This window comes from Kribbella sp. NPDC050124 (assembly GCF_044460355.1).
GTDB lineage: Bacteria > Actinomycetota > Actinomycetes > Propionibacteriales > Kribbellaceae > Kribbella.
The window spans coordinates 79,469-105,204 of the sequence record NZ_JBITJU010000005.1; the positions used below are offsets into that span (position 1 = coordinate 79,469).

Annotated in this window: 20 protein-coding genes; 6 read left to right on the forward strand and 14 right to left on the reverse strand. The window is 69.0% G+C overall.

Going from position 1 to position 25,736, the window contains the following annotated elements; translation table 11 throughout:
- Positions 1-46 precede the first annotated feature (46 nt).
- Both ACIBL3_RS15065 and ACIBL3_RS15070 read right to left on the reverse strand, forming a co-directional pair.
- Positions 47-1,570: a glycosyl hydrolase family 28 protein gene (locus tag ACIBL3_RS15065; protein WP_396353873.1), complete on the reverse strand. Its 1,524-nt coding sequence runs from the start codon at positions 1,568-1,570 to the stop codon at positions 47-49.
- Between the two features lie 15 nt (positions 1,571-1,585).
- Positions 1,586-4,738: an alginate lyase family protein gene (locus ACIBL3_RS15070; RefSeq protein WP_396353874.1), complete on the reverse strand. Its 3,153-nt coding sequence runs from the start codon at positions 4,736-4,738 to the stop codon at positions 1,586-1,588.
- Between the two features lie 119 nt (positions 4,739-4,857).
- Here ACIBL3_RS15070 and ACIBL3_RS15075 point away from each other — a divergent pair, with 119 nt between their 5' ends.
- Both ACIBL3_RS15075 and ACIBL3_RS15080 read left to right on the forward strand, forming a co-directional pair.
- On the forward strand, positions 4,858-5,655 hold the full coding sequence (locus tag ACIBL3_RS15075; protein WP_396353875.1) for a CPBP family intramembrane glutamic endopeptidase: 798 nt from the start codon (positions 4,858-4,860) through the stop codon (positions 5,653-5,655).
- Between the two features lie 65 nt (positions 5,656-5,720).
- The gene (locus ACIBL3_RS15080; RefSeq protein WP_396353876.1) at positions 5,721-5,999 is read left to right on the forward strand and encodes a hypothetical protein; all 279 of its coding nucleotides are present in this window, start codon (positions 5,721-5,723) and stop codon (positions 5,997-5,999) included.
- On the opposite strand, the gene ACIBL3_RS15085 is transcribed toward ACIBL3_RS15080, so the two are convergent.
- Positions 5,978-6,766 (reverse strand): phytanoyl-CoA dioxygenase family protein, encoded by a 789-nt coding sequence (locus ACIBL3_RS15085; RefSeq protein WP_396353877.1) that lies wholly within the window; start codon positions 6,764-6,766, stop codon positions 5,978-5,980. The genes ACIBL3_RS15080 and ACIBL3_RS15085 overlap by 22 nt on opposite strands.
- A gap of 50 nt (positions 6,767-6,816) precedes the next feature.
- Between ACIBL3_RS15085 and ACIBL3_RS15090 the strand changes: the two genes are divergently transcribed.
- Positions 6,817-7,644 carry a helix-turn-helix domain-containing protein gene (locus ACIBL3_RS15090; RefSeq protein WP_396353878.1) on the forward strand — a complete coding sequence of 276 codons (828 nt, stop codon included), beginning with the start codon at positions 6,817-6,819 and terminating at the stop codon, positions 7,642-7,644.
- A 2-nt stretch (positions 7,645-7,646) separates the two neighbouring features.
- Here the strand turns inward: ACIBL3_RS15090 and ACIBL3_RS15095 are convergent, their stop codons facing one another.
- The 4 genes from ACIBL3_RS15095 to ACIBL3_RS15110 form a co-directional block, all read right to left on the reverse strand.
- On the reverse strand, positions 7,647-8,396 hold the full coding sequence (locus ACIBL3_RS15095) for a glucose 1-dehydrogenase (protein WP_396353879.1): 750 nt from the start codon (positions 8,394-8,396) through the stop codon (positions 7,647-7,649).
- 69 nt (positions 8,397-8,465) lie between these two features.
- On the reverse strand, positions 8,466-9,233 hold the full coding sequence (locus ACIBL3_RS15100) for a helix-turn-helix transcriptional regulator (RefSeq protein WP_396353880.1): 768 nt from the start codon (positions 9,231-9,233) through the stop codon (positions 8,466-8,468).
- Positions 9,234-9,296: 63 nt separating this feature from the next.
- Complete coding sequence (locus ACIBL3_RS15105) at positions 9,297-12,941, reverse strand: PQQ-binding-like beta-propeller repeat protein (RefSeq protein ID WP_396353881.1); 3,645 nt, start codon at positions 12,939-12,941, stop codon at positions 9,297-9,299.
- Positions 12,938-14,017 carry a HupE/UreJ family protein gene (locus ACIBL3_RS15110; RefSeq protein ID WP_396353882.1) on the reverse strand — a complete coding sequence of 360 codons (1,080 nt, stop codon included), beginning with the start codon at positions 14,015-14,017 and terminating at the stop codon, positions 12,938-12,940. The genes ACIBL3_RS15105 and ACIBL3_RS15110 overlap by 4 nt, the downstream gene beginning before the upstream one ends.
- A 119-nt stretch (positions 14,018-14,136) precedes the next feature.
- Here ACIBL3_RS15110 and ACIBL3_RS15115 point away from each other — a divergent pair, with 119 nt between their 5' ends.
- Positions 14,137-14,661, forward strand: coding sequence for a GNAT family N-acetyltransferase (locus ACIBL3_RS15115; RefSeq protein WP_396353883.1), 525 nt, complete (start codon positions 14,137-14,139; stop codon positions 14,659-14,661).
- A gap of 899 nt (positions 14,662-15,560) precedes the next feature.
- On the opposite strand, the gene ACIBL3_RS15120 is transcribed toward ACIBL3_RS15115, so the two are convergent.
- The 6 genes from ACIBL3_RS15120 to ACIBL3_RS15145 form a co-directional block, all read right to left on the reverse strand.
- Positions 15,561-16,292, reverse strand: coding sequence for an amidohydrolase family protein (locus tag ACIBL3_RS15120; protein ID WP_396353884.1), 732 nt, complete (start codon positions 16,290-16,292; stop codon positions 15,561-15,563).
- A gap of 126 nt (positions 16,293-16,418) precedes the next feature.
- Positions 16,419-17,144 carry a hypothetical protein gene (locus tag ACIBL3_RS15125; protein ID WP_396353885.1) on the reverse strand — a complete coding sequence of 242 codons (726 nt, stop codon included), beginning with the start codon at positions 17,142-17,144 and terminating at the stop codon, positions 16,419-16,421.
- The gene (locus tag ACIBL3_RS15130; protein WP_396353886.1) at positions 17,141-18,409 is read right to left on the reverse strand and encodes a DegT/DnrJ/EryC1/StrS family aminotransferase; all 1,269 of its coding nucleotides are present in this window, start codon (positions 18,407-18,409) and stop codon (positions 17,141-17,143) included. The genes ACIBL3_RS15125 and ACIBL3_RS15130 overlap by 4 nt, the downstream gene beginning before the upstream one ends.
- Positions 18,406-20,361, reverse strand: coding sequence for a hypothetical protein (locus ACIBL3_RS15135; RefSeq protein ID WP_396353887.1), 1,956 nt, complete (start codon positions 20,359-20,361; stop codon positions 18,406-18,408). Before ACIBL3_RS15135 ends, ACIBL3_RS15130 begins: the two co-directional genes overlap by 4 nt.
- Before the next feature lie 9 nt (positions 20,362-20,370).
- A complete protein-coding gene (locus ACIBL3_RS15140) occupies positions 20,371-22,314 on the reverse strand; it encodes a PQQ-binding-like beta-propeller repeat protein (RefSeq protein ID WP_396353888.1) in 1,944 nt (647 codons plus the stop codon).
- 123 nt (positions 22,315-22,437) lie between these two features.
- On the reverse strand, positions 22,438-23,649 hold the full coding sequence (locus tag ACIBL3_RS15145; protein WP_396353889.1) for a helix-turn-helix domain-containing protein: 1,212 nt from the start codon (positions 23,647-23,649) through the stop codon (positions 22,438-22,440).
- A 95-nt stretch (positions 23,650-23,744) separates the two neighbouring features.
- Here ACIBL3_RS15145 and ACIBL3_RS15150 point away from each other — a divergent pair, with 95 nt between their 5' ends.
- Both ACIBL3_RS15150 and ACIBL3_RS15155 read left to right on the forward strand, forming a co-directional pair.
- Positions 23,745-24,608 (forward strand): hypothetical protein, encoded by an 864-nt coding sequence (locus ACIBL3_RS15150; protein ID WP_396353890.1) that lies wholly within the window; start codon positions 23,745-23,747, stop codon positions 24,606-24,608.
- Between the two features lie 48 nt (positions 24,609-24,656).
- Positions 24,657-25,067, forward strand: a complete 411-nt coding sequence (locus ACIBL3_RS15155; RefSeq protein WP_396353891.1) for a PRC-barrel domain-containing protein — start codon at positions 24,657-24,659, stop codon at positions 25,065-25,067.
- Here ACIBL3_RS15155 and ACIBL3_RS15160 read toward each other — a convergent pair.
- The gene (locus ACIBL3_RS15160; RefSeq protein ID WP_396353892.1) at positions 25,064-25,735 is read right to left on the reverse strand and encodes a 4-carboxy-4-hydroxy-2-oxoadipate aldolase/oxaloacetate decarboxylase; all 672 of its coding nucleotides are present in this window, start codon (positions 25,733-25,735) and stop codon (positions 25,064-25,066) included. The two genes, ACIBL3_RS15155 and ACIBL3_RS15160, sit on opposite strands and share 4 nt — an antisense overlap.
- Between the last annotated feature and the right edge of the window lies 1 nt (position 25,736).

Sequence of the window (25,736 nt, forward strand, 5' to 3'; positions counted from 1 at the left end):
AGAACGAGGCTCTTCGTGGTGGTGCCGGCGACGCGGGTGAGCGGGGTCATCGGGCTGCTGCCTCCGCCGTGGTGAGGAAGCGCAGGTTGCGGACGTGGTCGTTGACGAACATCGGCACGCCGTCGGAGGCCAGGTACCAGCTGGGCTTGCCGCCGCTGTCGCGGATGACGCGGCCGTTGACGACGAGGTTCTCGAAGGTGACGTCCTTGATGAGGTGTTCCGCGTCGAGACCGAGCATGATCGACATGTCGGCGTGGGTGCCGGTGTAGGAGAGGTCCTTGATGTAGACGGACTCGATGCCCCGGCCGGGCGCGGTGTTCCATTTGGGGTTGAAGGTGACCCGCATGTGGATGAGCTGGCCCCAGCGGATGTCCTCCACGCGCATCCCGTCGACCTTCACGTCCCGCACGAGGTTGCCGTCGCCGGGGTTGATGGCGATGCAGCCCTGGTAGAGCAGTTGCGGCTCGCGGTGGTCGAGGATGTCGATGTTCTCGAAGCGCAGGTTCTCCAGTACCTCGGGAGCGTTGGGGTCGGGGTTGCCGTGGGTGCCGATGTTGATCGGGTGGGCGACGTCGGCCCAGAGGGTGGAGTTCTTGACGGTGATGTTCCGGGTGTCGCCGTAGAAGTCCCAGCGGTGGGTGTAGATGGCGATGCAGTCGTCGGAGTTGCGCATGAAAACGCCGTCGATGGTGACGTTCTCGGAGCAGAAGATGTCGATGCCGTCGCCCCAGCCCAGGTGGCTGAAGGAGCGCAGGCTCGTGATCTTGACGTTCTCCGACTCCGCGACGGTGATCGTGCCGTACCGGGGGTTGAGCACCGTGATGCCCTCGACCTGGACGTTCTGGGAGTCGTGGACGTAGATCGCGCCGCCCGTGGCGTTGTAGATCATGCCGCGGCCGATCAGCCGCGCGTTCTCCACGCCCTCGAAGATGACGTTCGAGGTAAGGACCGCGCCGCCGGCGAGGTAGACGGTCTGGCCGCTCGAGACCTTCAGCGTGCGGTCGGGGTGGGTGTGGACGCCGGGGCCGAAGTAGATGACGTTCTTGTCGGTCTCGTCGGGCCGATCGGTCTCGATCGGGTTGGCGAACAGGTGCAGGCAGTCGAAGATCTTGTCGTCGACCTGGACGACGAGGTTGCGGGGCCGGTCGAGAGTGAAGCGCAGGGTGCTGCCCAGCACCTCCGGCGTGATGCCGTAGGAGTCGGGCCGGATGCGGGCCTTCTCGAAGCTCCCCTTGGTGTAGGTGACCTCGACCTCGACGGTGCCGGAGAAGTCGAAGTACGCCATCGAGGAGTTCTGGGCGGTGTTGCGGCCGGTCAGGGGGTCGATCAGGGGCAGCTTGGCCAGGTGGACGCCAAGCGTTTCCCACGTGCCGCCGACCGGGCGGACCTTCACGGTGAAGGCGGCGTTGGTAGGCACGCCGGACGGGATCGGGTAGGTGACGACCGTGCTCCCGGCGGCGGTCTGCTCTCCAGCAGCGGCCCGACCGGCGCCGAGCACGCCGGAGGCGGCTCCGACGAGGGCGGCACCGGCCGCCTTGAGGGTCGTGCGGCGGGTGACTGACATGGTCATAAGGCGGCTCCTGGCTCAGGTGATCGACACGTCGTCGAAAACGGTGGTGTTGAGGACGAAGGGGTTGCGGGACACGACGATGAGTCCCGCGTGGTACGGCGCATCGCCGAAGCCGGGGATGGGGACGGGCACGCCGAGTGGGGTCCAGGTCTGGCCGTCGGTGGAGAGTTCGGCGTTGAAGGTGTCGCCGATCCGGCGGAGGCGTAGCCAGGTCGCCGTACCGATTGTTTCGGTGGTGACGAGACCGGTTGCCACGCGCAAGCGTCGTACGAACTGCTGTTTGTCGCCGGTCAGGATCAGGCCGGCCGTCTGGTCGAACGGCGACAGCGACTTCGTCATGATCAGGCCGATCCGGCCGCCGGTCCCGCTGCTCACGACGCGGGCGGTGATCGTGCGGTCGCCGGTCACGAGCTGGGACGCGTACTGGGCCGTCATGCCTTGGTTGATGACGTTCAGGTCGACGCCGGCCCCGCGGACGGTGAAGCGGCCGGACTCGTAGCTGGTGATGCCGGGGGTGCGGATGGCGACCGCGCTGTAGGTGGCGAGCTGGCGCTCGTCCAGCACGTAGTCGCCGATGTCGCGGTAGGCCCATGGCTCGGGTGGTGGCGCGGCGACGGCCAGGTTGAGGTTGGCTGTGGCCGTCGCCGCCTTGAGCTGGATGGTGAAAAGCCCTTGTTCTGTGGGCGTTCCGGAGATGATGCCGGTGTGTGGGTTGACGCTGAGACCGCCGGGGAGACCGGTTGCGTGGAAGGTTGCCGGGTCGTTGGTGGCGGCGATTCGATAGTCGAAGCGGGTGCCGACGTTGGCGTATGCGGTCGTGGCGCTGGTGATGACGGGCTCCGGCTTGGCCGGCATTCGTGCGCTGGCCGGCTGAGAGTAGGGGCCGTTGGTCTTCGCGACGATGTAGCTGTAGGTGGTGCCTGGTACGCCGGTCGCGTCGCGGTAGCGGGTCTCCACGCCGAAACCGGAGACGCTTTTCGCGATCACCTGGTAAGGGCCACCGGAGCTGCGCCGGACCGTGTAGATCGCGTTGACGTCGAGGTCGGTCCAGGCGAGCTCGATCGCGCTCTTGGAGGGCTTGGCGGTGAGCGGGCCGACGGGAACGGTGGGTCTCGATACGGTCAGGTTGTCGAAGGCGGCTGTGGTGGTCTCCCTGTCGCCGAGGCCGCCGCAGACGGCGATGCCGACGTACAGCTGCGGGCCGAGCTGGAGCTTGGACGAGCCGACCTCGGTCCAGGTTTCGCCGTCAGGGGAGATCGAGCCGGTGAATGTGGTGCCCTTGCGCACGATGCGGACCCAGTACGGGCGTCTTAGTCGGTAGCCGTCGCTGGCTGCTTCGACGTACGGCGCGGGGAGTGGGGTCGCGGACGTGGGAAGCGTGCCGAGGTTGGAGATCGGGAAGCCGGCGTTGACGGTGATGGCCTGCTGCTGTGTCGGCGGTACGAGGGTGCTGCCGGTGGCCGCGGTCGGTGCGCCGGACGTAGGTCGGACCGTCCAGACTCCACTCCAGGTGTGCAGGGGGAGACCCTTGATCAGCATGGAGGCGTGGGCAGAGCTGGGATCCAGCGTTTGGCGCATCATCACGCCGAGAGTCGCGTACTGCGAACTCACCGGGTGAACGACGCGAGAGATGACGGTGCCGTCGCCGAACAGCGGGTAGTAGACGAACCGGAAGCTGTCGCTGGTGCTCCCGATGTCGGTGCCGCCTGCCTCGACCAGGAGGGTCTGGCCGTCGAAGTCTGTGCTCCCATGGGTTCCCAGGTCTTTGCTTGCCCAGGGCAATCTCTGGGTCGAGATCGGGAGCGATTCCGCGCTGGTGCCCAGAGAGTTGGTCGCCTGGACCGTGTAACGGCCCGGCTGTTTCACGGTGTACGTCGGTGACGTAACGGTTGCGATCGGGGTGGAGTCCCGCTTCACGGTGTAGCTCGTCGCGTTGACGGAGTCGACCCAGGTGAGGACAACGCCGGACGCTTCGCTGCGGGCGGTGAGGCCGGAGGGGATTCCGGGCGGCGTGGTCGGGTTCGTCGGCTTCGCGCCCGCGTGGGTCAGGGTGCCGAAGCCTGGATGGTCGTCGTTCGTGCCTTCGACGCCGCGGGCGACGACTCGGGCCAGGTACGGCGCCTGCAGACCACGCCGGCCGACGTAGTGGCCGTAGGCAAGTTCGTAGATTGGCTGGAACTGACCCCGGTTACCGGTGGCGATCGCGGTCTTGAGGTACTTGCCGGTCCGGTCGAGATCCTGGACGAACGGGACCATGTCGTCGCCGAGGTTGTAGCGGGCGGTGTACTCGAAGCCCTTCAGGATGCGGTTGTCAGCGTGACCGAACAGGTCGACGCCCTGGTTCCACGCGACCGCGGCGACATTGGCGAGCAGGCCGAGGGCGAGTTGGGCGTAGGCCTGGCTGCGCCCACTCTCCTGGCCCTGGCCACTCGCGTCGACCACGATGTGCTCGATCCGGCCGTTGCCCGCGCCGGCCACGGCGTACCGGACCGCGTCCTCGAACATCACCCGGTCGTCGCAGAACACCGCGATGCCGATGATCGCCTGCAGCGCGGCGACGTCCCAGTTGCCGTTCGCGAACAACGCCGTACCGGCGAAGGAGCGGTACCAGACCTTGCGGAACGATTCCCGGCAGCGCTCCACGTCGGCCGGGGCCCAGCCGTCGTACGCGCGGAGGAGCTCGGCCGCGTTGACGAACTTGAAGCCTTGCAGACCTGAGCCGAGTTGCCCGTCCGCGCCGGTGATCGCCTCCAGGCTGGCCGACCAGACGTTGAGGATGTCTCGGGCCTTGTTCGCGTGCCGGGTGTCGCCGGTGACGGCCCACATCAGCGCGTTCTGGTACGCCGCACACGAGTCGCTGACCGCCTCGGCCATGAAGTTCGCCGGACCGCGACCCCATGAGGTGATGTGGCCGGTGTTGCGGACCACATAGTCGTACGACGACCTGGCGTGGGCGGCCAGTGCGAGGAAGCCGTCGTACACCGGGGACTGTTTCGCGGCGACGGCGGCGCGCATCCGGTCCAGGTCTTCGGTGGTGTGCAGCAGGCCGGGGTGGGCGAAGGCTGTGGTCGTGGCGGTCGGGGTCGGAGCGGCGGCCGCGGGGAGGGCGTGGGCGGCGGCGATCGACCCACCGGCGGCGATCAGCAGCGTGCGACGGTTCAGCAGCATGGCGTCACCCTGCCGGGCACGGCGTGTATCGATCAACGGACCGTCATCATTCGAAAATTTCGAACAGATTCGAACATCGCGCGGCCGGTGCGGGTTGCCGGACGCGGGATAGTTGGGGCATGACGAGTTCCGCGGACGAGGCTGCCGAACCGGCGGCCCCGGTCACCGACCGGCGGGTGCTGACGCAGGAGGTCTGGCTGGTCCTGGCGCTGTCGCTCGGGGCGTCCGCGCTGTCGGCGATCATCTCGTTCGCCGGGGTGCTGACGTCGGCGAAGCCGATCAGCGGCCAGACCGCGGTGATCGTCGGGTCCCGCGCGCCGGGCCGGCCGTGGCTGGACCTGACCTGGCAGCTGTTCGCCGTGGCGACCGCGCTCGTTCCGGTCGCGCTGGTCGCCCACTTCCTCGCCCGCGCCGGCGATTCGATGCGCACGATCGGGTTCGACCTGCGGGACCGGTTGCGAGACCTCGCCCGCGGGACAGCCGTCGCCGCGGCCATCGGCGGTGCCGGGCTGGCGTTCTACCTGGCCGCCTACGCGACCGGATCCAACCTGACCGTCGATCCCGCCAAGCTCCCGGACATTTGGTGGCGAATCCCGATTCTGATCGCGGTGGCCGCGCAGAACGCGATCCTCGAGGAAGTCATCGTGCTGGCCTACCTGAACCGGCGGTTGGATCAGCTCGGGTGGTCGGTCGGCCGCGCCACGGCGGCCAGCGCGCTGCTGCGCGGCTCGTACCACCTCTACCAGGGGCTCGGCGGGTTCTTCGGCAACGTGATCATGGGCGTGGTCTTCTGCTACCTGTACCGCCGCTGGGGCCGGGTGATGCCGCTGGTGGTGGCCCACACCCTGATCGACATCGGCGCCCTGGTCGGGGCGACGTACCTGATCGGAAAGGTCGGCTGGCTGCCGGGTGGCTGACGGGTGGCTGACGGGCCAGCGAGTCTCGTCCGTAACCGATCGGTGTTTTGTCAGGTTGTGATGGCGTGACTGTTCACGGGGAAATCACGAGTCCGCCGGAGATCGACGCGGGGTTGGCGGCCGCGGCGCTGGCGGTGTTCGCGCACCGGCACGAGGTGGTCCATCTGCTGTACGCCGCGGTCGACGAGCCGGACGCTCTCGTCCGGATCGCCGACCTGCTGCACGTCGACGAGGCCACCATCGGCCGCGTCCTGGACCAGCCGTTGCGCTGGATGCTGCCACAGTTCCGCACCGAGCTCGAAACGATCGCCGCCGTCACTCCTCAGGGCTCGGCGTCCGCGTAGTCGCCGCACGGTCCGCCGCCGATCGCGAGCGGGATCGAGATCGTGCGGCGGTCCGGGCGGACCAGCGGGTCGTAGAAGGCGGCGATCTCGACGCTCGCCTCCGGAACGTAGTGGAAGATCAGCGATCGGCGGAACCGGTCCGCGGTCGAGTTCGGCCGCGAGCCGTGCACCACGCTGCCGTGGAAGAAGAGCGCGTCGCCGGCCGTCATCTTCGTCTGCACCTTCGCCAGCCCGTCCGGCACCGGGACCTCGGCGGCAGTGAAGGACTCGGTCAGGTCGGCGTCCTGCTCCGGGCAGACGAGCTCGGTCCGGTGCGAGCCGGGGACGACGGCGAGGCCGCCGTTGTCCGCGTCCACGTCGTCGATCGCGATCCAGGCCGCCAGGCAGGTCTCAGGCTCGGCCCGCAGGAACGTGTTGTCCTGGTGCAGGGCCTGACCACGGGCGCCCGGCGGCTTGAAGTAGAACATCGACTGCGCACCCAGCGCGGGACCGATCAGCGCCGTGACGACATTGAGGATCCGGTCGTCGAGCATGTATTCGAGCGCGAGCCGGCCGGCCTCGACCTCGGGCCGCCGGTGCGGATGGACGAACCGCGGGTACTGCGCCAGCGGGTCGCTGTCCGGTACGCCGTCGTCGATCGCCAGCGAGTGGTCGATCGCGACCTGCTCCATGAACGCAGCGCGGATCTGGTCGATTTCGGCAGGCGTCAGCAACTGCGGAACCTGGACGATCCCGTCCCGCTGGTAGACGTCGGTCACGGTGGTCATGCTTCGAGTTTGCGCTACCGGGCCGGGTCCGGGGGATAGGATGATGGACTGTGAGCCTTCGAGATCCTGCTATCCCGGAGTCGCCGCACCCGGTCGTGCGGCGACTGAACGCGGGGGAGTTCGACGAAGGGCCCGGCTATGCGACTTTCCGCCGGCGCGGGACGACGGACTGGCTGCTGATCCACACCCTCGGCGGCCGTGGCCGGTTCGGCACCGAACGAGACGACGTACTCGCGGAACCCGGGACCACCACGCTGGTCCGCCCGGGCACGCTGCACGACTACGGCGTCGAGCCCGAGTTCCGGCGGTGGCGCTTCCGGTTCGCCCACTTCCACCCGAAGCCGGAGTGGCTCCCGCTGCTCGACTGGCCGGAGGTTGCCCCGGGCATCCTTCAGCTCCGGCCCGCCGAGCCGACCGGCACCCGGATCGCCGACTGCCTGCGCGACGTCGTCCGGCACCAGTTCAGCGTGCTTCCCCAAGGCTCCATGCTGAGCGTGAACAGCCTCGAGGCGGCGTTACTGTGGTGCGACACCCAGAACCCGAAGGCGGTCCGCGTCGACGACCGCCTGCTCCGGGCGATCGAGCTCATCGACCAGGACCTGCGTGCGACCCTGGACGTCCCCAGACTCGCCCGCGCGGCCAACCTCTCGGTGTCCCGCTTCGCCCACCTGTTCCGCGAGCAACTCGGCGTCAGCCCCCAGCAGTTCATCGAGCGCCGCCGGCTCGACGCCGCCGGGCGCCTGCTCGAACTCACCACCCGGCCGATTGCCTCGGTCGCCGCCGAAGTCGGCTACCCGGACCCGCTCTACTTCTCCACCCGCTTCCGCCATCACACCGGCTTGAGTCCGACGACGTACCGGCAGCGGGCGGAGAGCTGACCTCAGACGGCTGGACCGGCGGTGACCAGTCCGCCGTCGATGATGAGGTCTTGGGCGTTGATGTAGGAGGCTTCGGGGGAGGCCAGGAAGGCCACGGCGGCGGCTACGTCGTCGGCGGTGCCGAGGCGGGCGGCGGGGACGGCGGCGAGGACGGCTGCGTGCGCCTCGGGGGTCACGTTGGCGTGGAACATAGGGGTTTCGATGTAGCCGGGGCTGACCGAGTTGACGCGGATCCGGCGGGGCGCGAGTTCGGCGGCGAGGGTGTGGGTGAGGTTGTGGACGGCCGCCTTCGTGGCTGCGTAGACCGAGGCGCCGGGGAGACCGCGCTGGATGGTCCAGGAGGCATTGATGACCACCGCGGCGTCGTCGGCCAGAAGTGGGCCGAGCTTCTGGATGGTGAAGAAGACACCTTTGAAGTTGATGGCGACGACTCGGTCGAACTCGGACTCGGTGGTTCCTGCCGCCGGTTCGAAGGCGGCGACGCCGGCGTTCGCGAACAGTACGTCGAGACGCCCGAAGCGGTCGCGGACAGTGGTGACGAGGGTGTCCAGGTCCGCGAGACTCGCGGTGTCACCGGGGACTGTGACGACGTTGTTCCCAAAGGTAGAAGCTGCTGCGTCGAGGCGGGTCTTGTCGCGCCCGGTGATCACGACTTGGGCGCCTTCGGCGCGGAGGCGGTGGGCGGTGGCGAGGCCCATGCCGCTGGAGCCGCCGGTGACGAGGGCGACCTTGCCGGTGAATCGGTGAGTCATGGCATCCAGCCTGCCGGTGGTTGCGGGAGGCAACCAGAGTCCAGCGAACCTGGGTCCGGCACCACCAGGCTAAGCGGGCCGCGGTACGTAGAGCTCCAGGAGCCAGTCCGGGTGGTCGATCACCGCCAGCGTGGTCAGGTCGAAGAACAGCTCACCGGCTTCCGGGTGGTTCACCGCCTTGACCGCCTGTCCCGGTACGCCGACCTCCTGGCGTGCCCACAGCTCCGCGAACTCCGGACTCGCCATACTCAGCTCGTCCACCACCCGGGCGAACTCGGGATCGCCGGGAGCACGTGCCGCGTCCGCCCGGAACGCCGCGACGACTGCAGGTGCGACGGCTGCCCAAAGGACGTGCATCCCGCGGTAGCGCTCGTTGGTGAAGAACGAGATGAGGCAGTTGTGGTCGGGGTCGTCGTACCCGAAGACCGTTCGGGTGGCGTCGTTGATCGCGAGCAGGTTCCAGTACCGGTCCCGCAGGATCGCGGGTCGGGGCGACCACGCGTCGACCAGGCGGCGCAGCTCGGGAGAGACCTCGGTGCCGGTCGCCTCGGCGAGCGGCGGGTTGAGACCGGCGAGCAGGTACAGGTGCGCCCGCTCCGGCTCGGTCAGCAGCAGCGCCTTGCTGATCGCGTCGAGCACCTCACCCGACACGTTGATGTCACGACCCTGCTCGAGCCAGGTGTACCAGGACACCCCGACCCCGGCCAGGGCCGCGACTTCCTCCCGTCGCAACCCGGGCGTACGGCGCCTGCCCGCGTCCGGAAGGCCGACGTCCGCAGGCCTGACCGCCGCCCGCCGGGCGCGCAGAAACTCCCGCAACTGCTCCCTCGTGGCCACACGCCACGCTAACAAAACAGCTGTCCGCGGGCCCGAACAGCAGGGCCCGCGGACAGCACTCGATCAGAACGCGAACTGGTTCAGTACGGCGAACTTGTCCGTCGCGCCACCGTTGCCGGCTGCAACGATGCGGCGGGTGATGGTGTGGTCGCCACCCGCGGGCAGGTCGAGCTTGAACTTGCTCATCGTGAAGTTGCTCTGCGAGTAGCCGGTGAAGGCGCCGCTGTCGGTGGAGTAGACCAGGCCGTAGGTCTGGTTGTCCGGACCCGTGCCCGCCTGGCCGATCCACCGCTTGGCGTCCGGCACCTGGCTGAACGGCCCACCGCTGGTGATCACCGGGTAACCCGAGACGGCCGACCGCGAACCGGTGCCGTCGTGGTCCATCGCGTCACCTGCCCACACGGACAGCGCCGTGCCGGACTCGTTCGTGAACGTCGTCGCCGCGGTGACGAACTGCTCGTCCGGCGTCGCCGTGTACGTCGTGACGACCTTCAGCCCAGGGTGCTCGGCCGACGTGCCGGTGACCCGGACGACCGCCTTCGCACCGGTGTTCTCGACGATCTGTACGTCGTTCGACCGGGTCTGCAACTGCTGCCACGAGTTGCCGCCGAGCGGTTCCGCCGTACTCACGTACGGCAGGTTGATCCAGTCGAGCTGGTCCGGCTGGCCGGTGATCGCCATGTCGAGCACCTTGCCAGTGGTCGACTGGTTCAGCTGCGGGTCGTTGAAGACCTTGGCGACCGAGAGCGCGAGCAACTTGTTCTCGATCACCACGTCGTCCGGCCCGCCCTCGACCAGACCGCTGGGCAGCCGCTTGCCGATACTCGCGTCGACCTCTACCGGCGAGATCTCCAGGTCGATCCCGGACGCCCCGGTCTCGCCGACCGTGAGCTCGCGGGCGGCGGTGGCGTAGCCGAGCTGGGCGGACTGGACCGTGTAGGTGCCGGTGCCCTTCTCGACGGCGATCCGGTAGTTGCCGGCCGAGTCCGTTGACGTCGCGGCGATCGCCGTACCGTTCTGGACCAGCGTGACCGCGGTCGAGGCGAGCGGCTCGCCGGTGGTCTTCTTGGTCACCTTGCCGGACACCACCGGCCACGGCTTGGCCGCGACACCGCCGGGAGTGAAGGCGTACAGGTTGCCGTCGAGGGCGCCGACCACGACCGTGTTGCCACTGACCGCCGGACCGGCCGACACCCAGGTGCCGAGGTCGTGCTGCCACAGCGGCTGACCCGTCCGGGCGTCGAGCGCGTAGAAGCTGCCACCGTTGGAGCCGACGAACAGTGTGTTGCCACTCAGAGCCGGCGACGTGAACGACCCGCCGCGGTACTGCTGACCCGGCAGCAGGCGCTTCCAGATGACTGCGCCGGTGGCTGCGTTGAGTGCGGCGACCTCACCGCTCGGGAAGCCCATGTAGACGACGTCACCCTTGATCGCGGCCGCTGCCGGGGTGGCGTTGCCGTTGACCAGCGACGGCCACGAGCTGCGGTAGCTCCACAGCGTCGCGCCGGTCGTGCCGTTGCGGGCGATGATGCCGTTGCCCGAACCGATGAAGACCCGGCCGTCGGCCGCGGACGGGATGCCGTCCTGCCAGCCGCCCAGCGCCGCCGCGCCGGTCCACTCCTGCGCACCGGTCTGCAGGTTGTACGAGATGACCCGGTCGGCCGTCTCGTTGCCGACGTACACGTGACCGTCGGAGACCACCGGCGTACCGTCGCTCATCGTCGCGCCGCACATCGGCGCTGCCCAGATCCGGGTGCCTGTCTTGGCGTCCAGGGCGACGAGCAGACCGCGGCTCGCCTCACCGTGGCGGGTCTGGTACGGGTACAGCACCTTGCCGTCGGCAACCGTCACGCCGTAGTACCCGTAGGTGCGCTGGTTGTTGCCCTCCGGCGCCGGACCCGGGTCGTTGCGCCACTTCAGCTCACCCGTCTTGGCGTCCACCGCGAACAGCGTCCCGCGCAGCGTCGGCACGTAGACCAGCCCGTCGGCCACCGCGACACTGCCGTGCACCGACGACGGTACGGCGTAGCTCCACAGCTTCTTCCCCGTCGCCAGCGACACCGCGTGCACGGCGCTGATGCCGTCGCCGTTCTCGTCGCGGGTGCCGGCGTACACGACACCGCCGACGATCACGGGGGAGCCGGTGAGGAAGGTGCCCTCGGTGCGGTACGACCACGCGAGGCGCTGGCCGGCGGCGATGGCATCCGGCGAGACACCGCTGTGGGTGGCGTCACCGTGGTGCTGGGCCCAGTCGGCGCCCGCGACCGGCGTGATCGCCTTCTCGTTCGTCAGCGTGAAGGTCGACGTCCGCGTCCAGGTCGCGCCGGTCTGGTCGGCGGCTTCCACGGTGATGGTGTGCTTGCCGATCCGCGTGCGGCCGGGCAGGACGCCGTACCAGGTGAACTCGCCGGTGGAGTGCAGCGGCAGCCAGTCGCCGTTGTCCAGGCGGTAGCGCACCTTCTTGGGGGCGTCGCTGGTGTCGTAGGCGTTCACCTGGATCCCCGGGAAGCGGTCCAGCGGGACCGACGTGCCGGGAGCCGGGCTGACGATGGTGAGGTCCTTCTCCGCGCCGTACAGCCGGAACGGGTTGTCGAAGGCCTTGTTGTCCATGTTCACGAACCGGAACCCGCGCGGCGAGTTGTCGATCGTGTACGAGCTCGACACCGTCTGCACGTGCTTCGCGGTGCCGGCGAAGTCGCTGCGCGGCTCCACGTCGTTGGAGTGCTCGTGACCGACCAGCATCAGCTCGGCGCCGTACTGCTCGAGCAGCTTGCCGTACTCGTCGTACACCGAGGGCGAGCCGAACGGCACGTTCATCGGCTGGTGGGCGAGCACGACCAGGTGCTTGCCGGTCTTCACGTTCTGGGCCAGGTCGGCCTTCGCCCACTCCAGCTGCTCGGCGAACGGCGCGGCGCCGTTGTTCTCCAGCACCAGGAAGTGCCGGTCGCTGTAGTCGAAGGAGTACCACTCCGGACCGACGTGCTTGCGGTAGTTGTTGATCCGGTCCTTGTACGTCGACCCCGCCGAGTACTCGTGGTTGCCGACAGCCGGCCACACCGGCACCTTCGAGTGCGCCGTACCGGCCTTGTAGAACTCGAACTCGGCGTCGGTCGCGTTGTTCGTCAGGTCGCCGCTGACCTGGATGAACGCGAGATGCTGCCGGGTGGTGTTGATCTCGGTGATCTGCTCGGCGAGCTGGGCGTTGACGTGCGGGTCGGCGACGTTGCCGAAGGTGAATCCGCCGTCCGCGGACGCCTTGTCCTCGCGCAGGCCGAAGTTCACCTCCCGGGTGTCACCGGTGGCGAGCTGACCGAGGTCACGGTAGAACTTCGCGGTCATGTTGGCGTCGGTACCCACCGAGTACCCCGCCGGCTGCGTGACGAAGACCAGGTCGACGGTACGGCGCTCGACGTCGGTGTTCAGCGTGTAGCGCCCTTGGGAGTCGGTGACGACGATCTGCTGTCCGTCGGACACGCTGACACCGGGCAGCACCGGCTCACCGTCGTCGATCCGGTCGTCGTTGTCCCGGTCCTCGAAGACCGTGCCGGAGATCGTGGCGCTCGGACCGTCGACGGCGTCGGCGACGACTCCGGTGAGCGGCACGCCGATCACCAGCGCGGTCAGCCCGCCGGTGACGCCGTACAGAATCCGGTGCCACCTCGTGGTGGCAGCTTGCTGATCGCGAGACGAGCGGGTCAGGCGAATCATGGGAGAAAGAACCTTTCTACGAACCAGAAGAGGCCGAAGGCGGCGACGACCCCGGTCGCCGTGCGGACTGCCGGAACCGCGACGCGGGTCCGGCGGATGAGCACGATCAGCGGGAACACGGCGACCAGCAGCACCGCCTGGCCCGCCTCGATGCCGAGGTTGAAGCTCAGCAGCGAGACGAGCAGTTCCGGACTGACCGCATCGGTGATCCGCAGCGACCCGGCGAAGCCGAGACCGTGCAGAAGACCGAAACCGAAGACCACCGGCAGCCGGTGCCGGGTGGAGCCGAGCAGGTTCTCGACCGCGACGAAGGCGATCGACAGCGCGATCAGCGGCTCGACGATCACCGCCGGCACCGAGATCCCGCCCAGCAGGGTGGAGACGAGCGTGACGCTGTGCGCCACGGTGAACATCGACACGACCTGCAGCAGGCTGCGGAACGTGGTCGCGCCGAGGATGAGCGCGACCACGAACAGCACGTGGTCCAGCCCGAGCAGGATGTGCTCGATACCCATCTTGGTGAACTGCAGGCTGGACGAGGCGAGCGTGTTGTCGCCGACGGTGAAGTCGTGCTTCGACCGGTCGAACACGGTCCGTCCGGACTGGTCGCCGAACACGTACTCGACCACGTTGGTGTGGTCGTCGGCGACCGCCTCGGCTTCGGCGAAGACGTCGTACCGGAGCTTGAACTGGCCGGTGTCGCCGGGGCAGGAGTAGACCAGGCCGAGGTCGGCGTACGGCTTCTCGGCGCGTTGTCCGACCGACGTGCTCTCCAGCGCGGGCTCGCAGGCGGCGCCGTCGAGTGAGACGACGACGCGATCGTGGAGGTACTCCTCGAGCTTGGTCTTCGCCGTGTCGAGGGCCTGTGCGCGCTGACCGTCGTCGGTCGCCGGGGCGCCGAGGTCGACGGCGCGCGCGAGTACGGCGTACTCCAGGCTGAGCTGATACGTCACCTGGCTGCCGGTCTGGCGGACCGTGGAGTACCCGGTGGACGCGATCACGTGGGCGGAGGCGGTGCTCGCTCCCACGGTGAACAGCAGGAGGACGAGTCCGGTCAGGGTCAGCAGGCGCCGCATGAGAGTCCATCCCACGCGCCTTCGGCGGCCATTGGGTGACTTGTCAGGAAACGATTTCCCTCCGTCGTACGGCGAAAAATCCCCACCTGCGAACCGGTCGCGTCAGTTAGTTTCGGATCGTGCATAGCTATGGGGTAGACGTGCTGGAGATCGCCGACGAGCTGACCGAGGCCTACGTCGAGGTATTCACCGCGCCACCGTGGACCTTCCGGGATCCGGACGAGACCAGGGTCGCGTTCCGGTCCCGGCTGGAGGCGGACGGGCGATGGGACGGCTTCCGCGCACTCGTGGAGCGATCGGCCGACGGCTCGATCACCGGCTTCGTCACCGGCTGGACCACCCCATCACCCTTCCGAACCGACCGCGCCTACGGCAAGGTCCTCCAGCGCCTCGGCGCCGCACAGGTCGATCAGTTGCTGGTCGGCGCCTTCGAGATCGACGAGTTGGGCGTATTGAAGAGCGTCCGGGGGACCGGCCTCGGTCGGCGGTTGCTGGAGGCGGCTGTTGCCGAGCACCCGCGGGCCTGGCTCCTGACCTGGGACCAGGCACACGACACCATCGCCTTCTACCGCCGCCTCGGCTGGCGCGAGCCGCCGGTGCACGGCCCGAAGACCGACATCGTCGTGTTCGTAGCCCCAACCTGACCCGCCAGCGACGGGTTGTGTGACGCCTGCCGTGTTGCAACCCGACCAGCCAAACAACCGCCTACCAGTGCAGGCGGAACCCGTGTCCTTGAACTCCCTCCGGGACCCTTGAACAGCAAATAACCTGTCCCAACTCCCCACTTCCTGGGCAAGCCCCCGCCGGAATCCCAAGAGCTCCCGAGATGCGGACGAAACCGCCCACATACCGGGCAAATCCCCGGCGGGAGCGCCCACTGGCGGGTTATGTCACCGCTGACGTGCTGCAACCCGCCACCGGCCACAAACCCCGCCAGCCACCACCCGCAACACCCACCCCCGTGTGCAAACCAGCCGTCCCCACAACGCGAGCCGCCGCCCCGTCCACCTTCAGCAAACCAGCCGTCTCCACCAAACGCGAGCCGCCCGCCATCCACGATCAGCAGACCGGCGTCTCCACACCAGCTCACCGGATCCACCCCGGCACGCGACCACTCGGGTGAGCAGCTCCGGCATAGCTGCGTCCTTCCCTGGTCGTGGTGGTGTGGGTCATCCAAGGGTCGAAGATCCGCGCAGCGGACGCCGAAGGCGCCCTTGACGCACACCACCACGACTAGCAAACTCCCGCAGCCCGGAGCCGCGCCACCACGCCGACTTTTGGTGCTCGTCGTATGCCGGGAGTCGCGCCACCACGCAGGTTCTTGGTGCTCGTCGTGCGCCGGGGGCCGTGTCACCGCGCCGGCTCTTGCAACCCGTCGTACGCCGGGAGTCGTGTTGGCGGGTGGCTGTTGTTGGGTGTGGTGTGCCGGGGGTTGTGTCGCCGGGTCGGCTGCTGTTGCTTGATGCATGACCGGAGCCGCGGGGCTGGCTCGTGCTGCTGGCCGCGGATTCGAGACCGAGGTCGTGGTGTTCGTGGCGCCGGGTTAGAGGTTGAAGAGGGTGGTGGCGTTTTGGTGCATGACGGCGTCGCGCTCGGTGGGGGTGAGGGTGGCGGCTTCGAAGGCGCCGAGGGCTACTGAGGGGTCGATCAGGGTTGCGTCGGTGCCGAACATCAGGCGGGAGGGGCCCAGTTGGTCGAGGATCCAGCGGATGCGGTTGGCCTCGGGGGCGGACCAGCAAGGTTCGAACCAGATGCGGTCGGTGCGGCTTGCGGCTTCCGGGACGAGGGGCCAGCCGTTCGCGCCCATGTGACCGGCGATCACCCGGGCGTCCGGGACGCGGGCGGCTACGTCGGCGAGGTCGAGGACGTTCTCGCCCCAGGTGTGGACCAGGGTCGGTAGGCCGTACTCGGTGGTGAGCTCGATCGCGGTCTGCATGCCGGGGGAGTCGATCGGGGTGCGGCTGTACTCGGTGTGGATCTTCGCGCCGACCCAGCGGGTGCGGCCATCGCCGGCGAGGAGCTCGTCGAGGTCGGCGCGGGCCTCGTCGAGCCGGCGCGGGTCGACCACGAGCATGCCGCGCAACCGCGGGTCAGTGGGCAGTTGCGCGGCCAACGAGCGGTTGCCGGCCGGCGCGTCGTACACGATCGCCTCGATCGCCGACACCAGTTGGATGTCGATCCCGAACCGGTCCATCAACTCGCTGTTGACGCTCACACTGCCGACGTCCATCGAGAAGAACCACGGGCCCCAGTGGGCATGCACATCAATCAGCATGGGAGCTCCGGGAGGTGGGCGTGGTGGTTGGTGGGCCCCCAGTGGGCGTGCACGTCGATCAGCATGGGAGCTCCGGGAGGTGGGGGTGGTGGTTGGTGGGCCCCCAGTGGGCGTGCACGTCGATGATCATGCTTGCTCCAGGAGTCGGGTGAGGTTGTGGCTGCCGGTCTGGGCGATCTCCTCCGAGGTGAGCTTGGAGGTGAGCAGGCGGCGGACCACGGCCTGGGTTTCGTGGAACGGCGTCCGGCAGCCGAGCACCAACCGCTCCGCACCGACCTCGGCGGCGACGATTTCCAAGGAGTCCGGCCCGGTCAGCATCCGCGTGGAGGTGTGGAACCCTTCCTCGCCGCGCGCCAGCACCACGAAGTCGCCCAGGTAGTAGAAGTGCGTGTCGAGGAACACGACCCGCGCCCCCAGCCCCCGCAGCGCCGGACCGAACTTCCGGACGTCGCCCTCGGTGAAGATCGTCACGCCCGCGTCCACCAGCAACCGCACGACGTGTTCGAACGCCGCGAACGTCGGCTCGACCCCCTGCGACGTCGGCGCCAACCGGAATGCCCGCGGCGGCTCCGCGGCACCCAGCAGCCGCTCCAGCTCCCGCTCGGCGCCGAGCGGATCGCGCAGGTCCAGCACCGGGCACACCGTCCACCCGTTGCCCTCAGCAACTCCAGCGGCCTCGTCGTTCCCACTCGGTACGTCGAAGTACGTCGCCCGCAGCGAGGACACCACGCCACCCGAGATCCCGGTCGCCTTCATCACGTCACGCACCGACTCGGCCCGGCTCCACCGCCCGGTCGTCACGTCATGCCCGACCAGCACGTCACAGTCCAGCAGCACGGGTACGTCGTTCATCCGGCCACCTTAGTCAGCGCGGTGTGGACCTTCCGGATCGCCGTTACGATGTCGTCCACATCCCCCGAGGTGTAGTTCTCGTTCCAGGGCAGCACGAGCAGGCGGTGGTTGATGAGCTCCTCCGCGTTCGGGCAGAGGCCGACCGGGTACCCAACGTCCTGCAGTGGGAAGTGCGAGTCGCCGTACGTGATCCGTTCGCGCAGGGCGGGTGCGCCGTACAGCGGGCTGGTCAGGTAGCCGCCGTTCGCCGGGATGCCCTCGGCGGTCAAGGCGGTCGCCCACTCGTGCAGGTCGCCCGCGATCTCGGGGTCGAGGATCAGCGGGTACTGCCAGTAGACGTGGTCGCCGGTGTCCGGTGGGGCCGTGATGCCCGGGAGTTCCCCGATCCCGGCGGTGGCCCGGGCAGCCGCCGTACGGCGATCTGCCACAACGCCGGCGAGTCGCGACAGCTGCGCGCGGGTGACCGCGCCGACCAGCTCGGTCATCCGGTAGTTGAGGGCGAGGAAGAGGTAGTTGCGTTCGTTGGTGGCGCGCGGCCAGCCCTTGTCGGCGAACAACCGCATCCGCCGGGCGAGTGCCGCGTCGTCGGTGACGACCAGCCCGCCGTCGCCGGCGCTGATGTGCTTGGTCTGCTGCAGGCTGAAGCAGCCGATGTGCCCGATCCGGCCGGTCAGCGTGTCACCGACCGGGGCGAGGTAGGCCTGCGCGCAGTCCTCGATCAGCGTGATCCCGTGCTGGTCGCACAGCTCCCGCAGCTCGACGATCGGCGCCGGCTTGCCGAACAGGTGCACCGCCATCACGGCCTTGGTCCGGGGCGTGATCGCGGCGGCGACTGCGGTTGGGTCGAGGTTGCCGGTGATCGGGTCGACGTCAGCGAACACCGGCACCGCGTTCTGCATCAGGATCGGGAACACTGTGCCCATGTCGCTGATCGGCGTGGTGATGATCTCGTCACCCGGCTCCGGGTCGACCGCGGCGACCGCCAGGTGCAACGCCGCCGTACCGGAACTGCACGCGACCGCATGCCCGGCGCCCAGAAGCGCCGCGAACTCCTGCTCCAGCGCGGGAACCTCGGTGCCCCAGGTGGCCGACAGCATGCCGCTGCGAAGCACTCGCTCGGCGGCCTTCACCTCCTCGTCGCCGAAGCGCCGGCCGGAGGCGTCCATCACCGTCGGCAGCGGGTCGGTGCGCACCGGGGCGCCGCCGTCGCGGGCGAGTTCGGGCTGGTCCATCGCAAGGGTCCCCACGTGGTTCGAGTTGCTCATGGCAACGGTAGCTGGACGAGATCGCGGTCGGCGAGGCCCCATACGCTGTGCGGCGCCCCGCCGCGGACCGGCGACAGCTGTGGCACCGTGTACCACCCGTCGCCGAGCTTGTTCACCAGGAGTTTCGCCTCGGTGAGCCCCGGACCGAGCTGGTACAGGTTCCCGCCGAAGTTCGTCTCACAATAGACGCCGGTCCGGTCGGTGTAGATCTCTCCGTACCCGGACAGCTTGTTCGCGCCGCGGACGACGGCCCGGGTCCGGGGGTCGTACGTGAACCAGCCCCCGCTCGTCCGCTTCAGCACGCCGTACAGGATGCCGTCCTTGACCGCGACGCTCTGGATCGACCGCTCACCGGCCAGCGGATCGACCGTCCACAGCAGCTCACGCCGGCCCAGGTCGAACGCACCGATCGCGGCCGCCGAGCGGGTCGGGGTGATTCCGCCACCGCCGACGACGTCACCGCCGAGGTAGGCGATCCCGTCCACGATCGCGACCGACATCACGCTCTGGTCGGGCAGGACGCCGTAGTACACGTCGATCGCGCCGGTCCGGGTGTCCACCAGAGTCAGCGCGCCGGTGAGCTTCCCCGTCCCCGGCGCCGAGGCGATCGCGAGCAGCTTCGTCTTCTCGTCGTACGCCGCCTGCCACGGTCGGATCTGGTCGTGGCCGATGATGCCGAGGGAGTGCACCTCCTTGGACCGCGGGTTGATGCGGACCACCTCGGTGCTCGGGTAGATCGCCGAGTACAGCTCGCCATTCACCCAGGTCAGTGTCTTGGCCTCGCCGGGCACGCGGATCCGGCGGGTGGCGCCGGTGCCGAGAGCGTGTTCGGTGACCACCCAGTGACCGCCGACGTACAGATGGGGGTCGCCGAGCTCGATCGACTGTGGCTTGTCCGGCGCGGGCGTGAACCCGGCATCCACCAGATCCAGCAACTCGAACTCACCCGTGGTCAGGTCCAGCCACCAGAGCACTCCGGACCCGGTCGAACCGAGCAAGGTGGTCGCGTCGAGCAGCACGAGCCGTCGGTGCTCGTCGGCAGGCGCCGGCGTTGCGACCGCGGTCAACGTCGTGTCGGCGGGACCGCAGGACCACACCCTGCCCGACCGACGAGTCGTCACGTACGCCGTGCCGTCCGGACCGACCGCGATCGCGTCGACCCCGGTCTCACCCGGCGGCAGCGGGACGATCCGCGGGTCGCTGCCGTCCACCGCCAGGCTCACGAGCGCCCCGGAAGCACCCGCGTAGATCCGGTCCGCGGTCGCCGCGAACGGTCCGAAGTTCTGACCACGCACGGCCGCCGGCGTGAAATCGCGAAACGTCCCGGCCGCCCGGTCGTAGCCGACGAGCTGGGATGGCGTGTAGATCCCGGCATAGACGAAGTTGCCCGCGGCACCGACGTACCGTCCGTACTGCGCACCTGCCACCGGTGCGCCGAGCCGGGTCAAGGCGTTCGTCGCAGGGTCGATCTGCCACACCGTCCCGTTGGGATAGCTGACCGCGAACACCTGCCCGTCCGGCGAGGTCGTCATGTCCCACACAAACCCACCGGCCCCGGCCAGGCTGCCGACCCGCGTCAACGCCGCGGTCACCGGCTCGAAGCAGTAGACGTCCGCGACCGGGTACAGCCCGACGTACACCTTGCCCGCGGCAACGGTGATGCCCCAACCACCTTCACCCACTGGAAGGTCGATGGTCCGGGTCACCTGCCGGGTGGTCAGCGAGATCTCGACCAGCTTGGGCGGCACGATCCCCCGGGTGATCACGTACGCATGCCCGTCGTGCACGGCCATCGCCACCACCGCCGCCGTCAGGCACGCCGGCCCGAAGGTAGGCAGCGTGGAGCCGTCGATCGGATCAGCCTGCGCCACGGCATGCGCGCCGGAGATCGGCAACGTGGTCGCGGCGCCGCTCAGCAGCGCGCCGGTCAGGACCGTACGGCGAGAGATCATCGCAGAGCCTCACTTCTCGCTGGGGAGATTGCCGATCCGGACCAGGTCGCGGCCCTTGATCGTGTAGAGGGCGTCGCCGGTGTGCGACGTCGTGATCAGCGGGAAGCCGTAGATCTGCGCGCCGAGCCCGTCGACGACCGTGGTGACGGACGGCGGTCCGGAGCCTTGTGGCACGACCTGGAAGACCCGCTTGCTGTCGGTCCCGAACAGCCCGGACCGGGCGATCGTCAGCTGGCTCTGGCTCGTGCCGATGCTGACGGTCGAGAGCACCTTGCCGGTGCGCAGATCCAGTACGGCGAGCCGCCCGTCATCCGTGGTCGCGTACAGCCGGCCGCGATACACCGCCACGTCGCTGTAGGACTGCGCATCCAGAAGCGGAGTGACCTCCCACAGAGTGCGATTACGGCGCAGGTCAAAGGCGACGACCGTCGCCTCGGGCAGGATCGGTTCGGTGCCGAGGCTGTTCCGGGTGGCGCCGCCCAGGTAGCCGATGCCGTCGGACGTGGCGACCGATCGGACGGACTGCTGCGGCACGACCCCGCGGTGCACCTCGAGGTCGCCGGTGTCCAGGTGTCGCTCGGTCAGCGTCCCGTCGTACTTGCCGTAGTCGGGCTCGGTGGCGATCAGCCACGTCTTCGAGCGGGCGTCGTACGTCGCGTCGGTCGGGCGGGTCTGCTCGTTGCCGATCCGGTCTAGCTCCCGCAACCCGGAGCCGTCCGGCTGCATCGACCACAGCCGGGCGAGGGTGTAGACGCCGAGGTAGACGTCGGGACCGACCGGTGTCAGCGTCTTGGCCTCGCCGGGCAGGAAGGTGCGCGTGCTCGTCCCGGCCGCGAGATCGTGGACCTGGATCCCGGCCTTCCCGCTGACCAGCACCGAGGTCGCGGTAGCCGCGATGCCCATCGGCTGCTCCGGCGCCGGCGGCAAGCCCGCCGTGCCGAGGTCGGTCCCGGTGAATGTGCCCGTGGCCGAGTCGTACTCGACCACCTGTGACGTCAGCTCGGCCCGGATGGTCGAGCCGTCGACGAAGATCCGGTTGAAGTAGGCCCCGTCGTACGGCGAACCCAGCCGGGTCAGCGCGGAGTCAACGTACCGGTAGAAGGTGCCGGACGGGCGCGTGCCGAGGTAGATGTCACCGGTCGGCTCGTCGATCGTGATCGCGGTGACGTACTGATCGCCGCCCGGCGTCTGCACCTCGACCGGGTTGCTCAGGTCGGTGGTGTCGAACACCAGCATCGTCCCGGTCGGGGAGAGGCCCGCCGCGAGCTTCGTCCCGGACAGGCTGAGGGTGGCGACGAAGGTGCGGTCCGCGTACTGCGCGGGCAGCACGTTGCGGCGCTCGCCCGTGGCCCGGTCGATCGCGATCAGGTACGCCCTGGTGCCGACGCCGGCGTAAATCGTGGTCGCGTCGGCAGCGATGCTCCGGACGTACTGCTGCCCCGGGACCGCGGCGCCGTACGTCTTGGTGGCCCCACTGGCCGGGTCGTACTCGTGGACGCCGCCGTCCGGGTAGGTGCCGACGACGATCTTGCCGTCCGGAGTGGCGGCGATCGACCAGATGAACGAGCCGAACCGGGCGACCTTGGTGGCCGTGCCCGACACCGTGTCGACCCGGTACAGGTCGCCTGGGGTGTAGAGACCGACATACAGGTCTGCGCCGATATGCGTCATCGCCCACGCGCCGGCGCCGGTCGGCAGCGTGAGCTTGCGGTCGACCGTGCGGCTCACCGGGTCGAACGCGCCGACCTGGATCGGGGAGACCCCGGACGTCACCGTCCAGATCCGGTCGCCGACCTGCTCGGCGACGCTGGTCGAGGTGACGGCCGACGCCGGGCCGAGGGTGTCCACGGTCACCGCGCTCGCGCCCGCCGCGGCGGGGCTGACCGAAACGCTCACGAGCGCTGCGCATATGACGAACACAGCGAGCAGCTTCCGCGCAAATCGCTTGTCCACAAGGCCTCCCGGGGCACCGTGGCCGGTTTTACGGCCATGGCTGAAATTACCCGGCAGCGTACGCGCGGCCGAATCGGGACGTCAACAGGCCATCAACCGACCTGTGGAAAAGCCGCCTGCGACTCAGAGGTGCACGCGGTAGACGACCAGCGGCCGGCCACTGCCGGTGCCGATCTGGGTGCCGGTGGCGTCGGCCAGCCCCGCCCGCTCGAGGCGGTTCAGGACGCGACGCGCGGTCCGCGGCTGGATGCCGAGGTGATCGGCGACCGTGCGCGTGGTCAGCCCTTCCGGGGTGGCGTGCACGAGCTCCTGCAGCCGCTCGAGCGTTGCCTTCGACAACCCGGCGCGCTGCGCGAGCAACTGCAGTTTCGTGCGCTGCTGTGCGCGCGGCGCGGCGCCGCCGACCAGGACGAGGTCGATGTCGTTGCGCAGCGAGACCACAGCCGCCGTCCGCCCGGCCGTCTTCGCGCGGCCCAGCGCCCGCCGCGCCAGCGCCTCGGTCTCGGTGCCGGAACCGCCGATGCCGAAGCCGATCCGGACTGGACCGAACTCCTCCTTGAGTCGGGTCAGCATGCCGAGCTCGGTGAACGAGGCGGTCGCCTGCTCGAGCGGTCCGCGCGTGGCCACGACCAGATACCGCTTGTCGTCGTACCGGATCACGCTGCCGCCGAGCGAGCCGGCCTCGCGCCGCAACGCGTGCTCACCTTCCGGCGCGATCTCGACCAGACCGAGGGCGATCCGTGCATCGTCACTGCGCAAAGCGTCATGAACGAGCAGCAGACTGTTCACCGCGGCCCGCACCGAGTGCACCGAAGGAGCCAGCCGGACGGTGACCTGCTCGGTCCGCAGCTTCTCGTACGCCGACCGCAGACAAGTGATCGCGATCGTCGCACCGGCCTCCCGGTGGAACGCGATCACCTCGTCCGCACCGAGCCCGCGCCGGTACGGCAGCACCTTGACCCCGGCGGTCGGCAGCCCGACCTCGTCCAGCGTCTCGTGGACCTGCGCCTCGGCCAGGACGTCGATGCTCATCGAGGTGACGTCACGACCCTCGCGAAGCAGCTGGACCAACGCCCGCATCAGCGTCGCCCCGGTGTACTCCACATGCGCGGCCGGACGGTCGAGCAGCTCGTGCGCCGCAGCGATCTGGTAGGGAACGACACCGGTGAACAGCCAGGCGTCGACACTCGCCGGCGCCTCAGCCATCACTCGCGGGGTGTCGGTCTCGCGCCGGTAGCGCAGCGGAACGACCTCGACACCGCGGAGCGCCGCGACGATCCGGCTGGTGGAGGTGACCAGGTCCGACGGCCCGACGACACCGATCGTCGTCACCATCCCGGGATCCCCTCCTTCATCGGCCCAGTCTCACCACAAGACCAGGCCGCTGCAAGAACCCTCGCCGTAGAAGACTGGCTGCCATGCTTCCTGCCATGCCTCGACGCGTAGCACTCGTGGAGCTCGACACCTCGCACCCGGCTGCGTTCGTGCCCTTGCTGAGGGAGCTCGGTCTGGAGATCAGCGCCGTACTCGACTCCGGGGCCGTGCGGCCGCAGGGGTACGCCGACGAGTTCGCCGAGCAGCACGGGATCCCGGCAGTGGCGACCACGCTGGACGGGCTACCCGCGGACAGCGCCATGTTGCTGGGTTGCGACTGGGACCAGCGCTACCAACAGGCGTGCACGCTGCTGGACGCCGGTACGGCGGTGGTGCTCGACAAGCCAGTCGCCGGACGAGTCGGCGACCTACGCGACCTGGCAGCTCGAGCTGCCGCCGGGCAGCCGGTCAGCGGCGGGTCGTCGTTTCGCTGTCTGCCCGAAGCGCTCGCCTGGCGGGAGCGTGGCGAGACGGCCTCGCTGGTGCTTGTTGGTTGCGCGGGGCATCCGTTCTACTACGGCGTGCATGCGGTTTCGTTCGCGGAGGCCTTGCTCGGTCCGGGGTTCACGGCAGCCCGGGCCCTGGACGAGTCGAGCCGGCGCGGGTTGCTGCGGCATGCGAGCGGAGCCGAGGTGCTGGTCGACCTCCAGGACGGTTACCCGTACTTCGCAACCGTGGCCACGTCCTCGTCGGTGGAGCACCTGCGGCCGGACCCGGTCGGCGTCTACCGGCCGTTCCTCGCTGCTCACCTCCAGCATGACAATCCGCCGTACCTCAGCGTCGAGCCTGAGCTGATGCTGCTGGCGTTGGCCCACTCGGCAGCGACCGGTGGCGGCTGGGTCGAGCCGGACGAGCTGCCCGACGACTACTCGCCTTGGGACGCTGCTGCCTATACCGCTGCCTACACGCCCCCGGCATAACCGCGGTCACGGTGGGTACCGGATCGGCCAGCTAGCAAGGGAGGACCGATGAACGAGTTCACGCACACTCTGGTCCGACTCCAGGACGCCGGCCTGACACTGGCCGATCCGGCCGACGACCTGCGCGGCCGTAAGGTCGTGGACCGCAACGACGACGAGGTCGGCAAGGTCGACGGCCTGCTGATCGACGAGGACGAGCGCCGGGTGCGCTTCCTGGAGATCGGCGAGGGCGGTTTCCTCGGGCTCGGCGAGAAGAAGCGGCTGATCCCGGTCGACGCGATCACCAGCGTCGACGACGACAGCGTCCACATCGCCACCGACCGCGACCGGGTCGTCGGCGGACCGGTGTACGACCCGGACGTCGTACCGGAACGCCACTACCTCGAGGACGTCTACGGCTACTACGACCTGCCGCCGTTCTGGGGTCCCGGCTACTTCTACCCGGGCTGGCCGCGTTAGTCGACGACCAGGCCCTTCGCCTCGAGGACCGGGCCGAGCTTGCTGACCTCGATCGGGGTCTTGCCGGCCCGGTACTCGGCGATGTAGCCGTCCTCGGCGGCGATCCGCTCCCGCGACTTGTGGATGGCCGACGCGACGTCTTCACGCCGTACGACGACCACGCCGTCGGCGTCGGCGCGCATCACGTCACCGGGCCGGACCAGCTCGCCACCGATCAGGATCGGCTCGCACAGCGGGCCGATCGTCTCCTTCACCGTGCCCTTGATCGACACGCTGAGCGAGAACACCGGGAACCCGAGCTCCCGCAGCTCAGCCGTGTCGCGGACCCCGGTGTCGGTGATCAGTCCGCCGAGCTGCCGGGAGACGCACGCGTTGGCGAGGACGTCACCGAACGAGCCCGCCTCGGTGTAGGCGCCACCGGAGACCACGATGACGTCACTGGGCTGGGCGTACGAGATGGCGACCTGCAACATGATGTTGTCCCGCGGCGCACAGACCACCGTGAACGCCGGACCGCACAGCGACATCGTGTGGTCGACCGGCTTGATCGCCGAGTCGAGCGCGCCGAGCCGCCCCTGCGCCTCGTGGATCGTCGCCGACGAGTACTGGCCCAGCTCCTTGATCAGCGCAGGGTCAGGCCGGTCGAACTTGGTGCTGACGTGCAACATG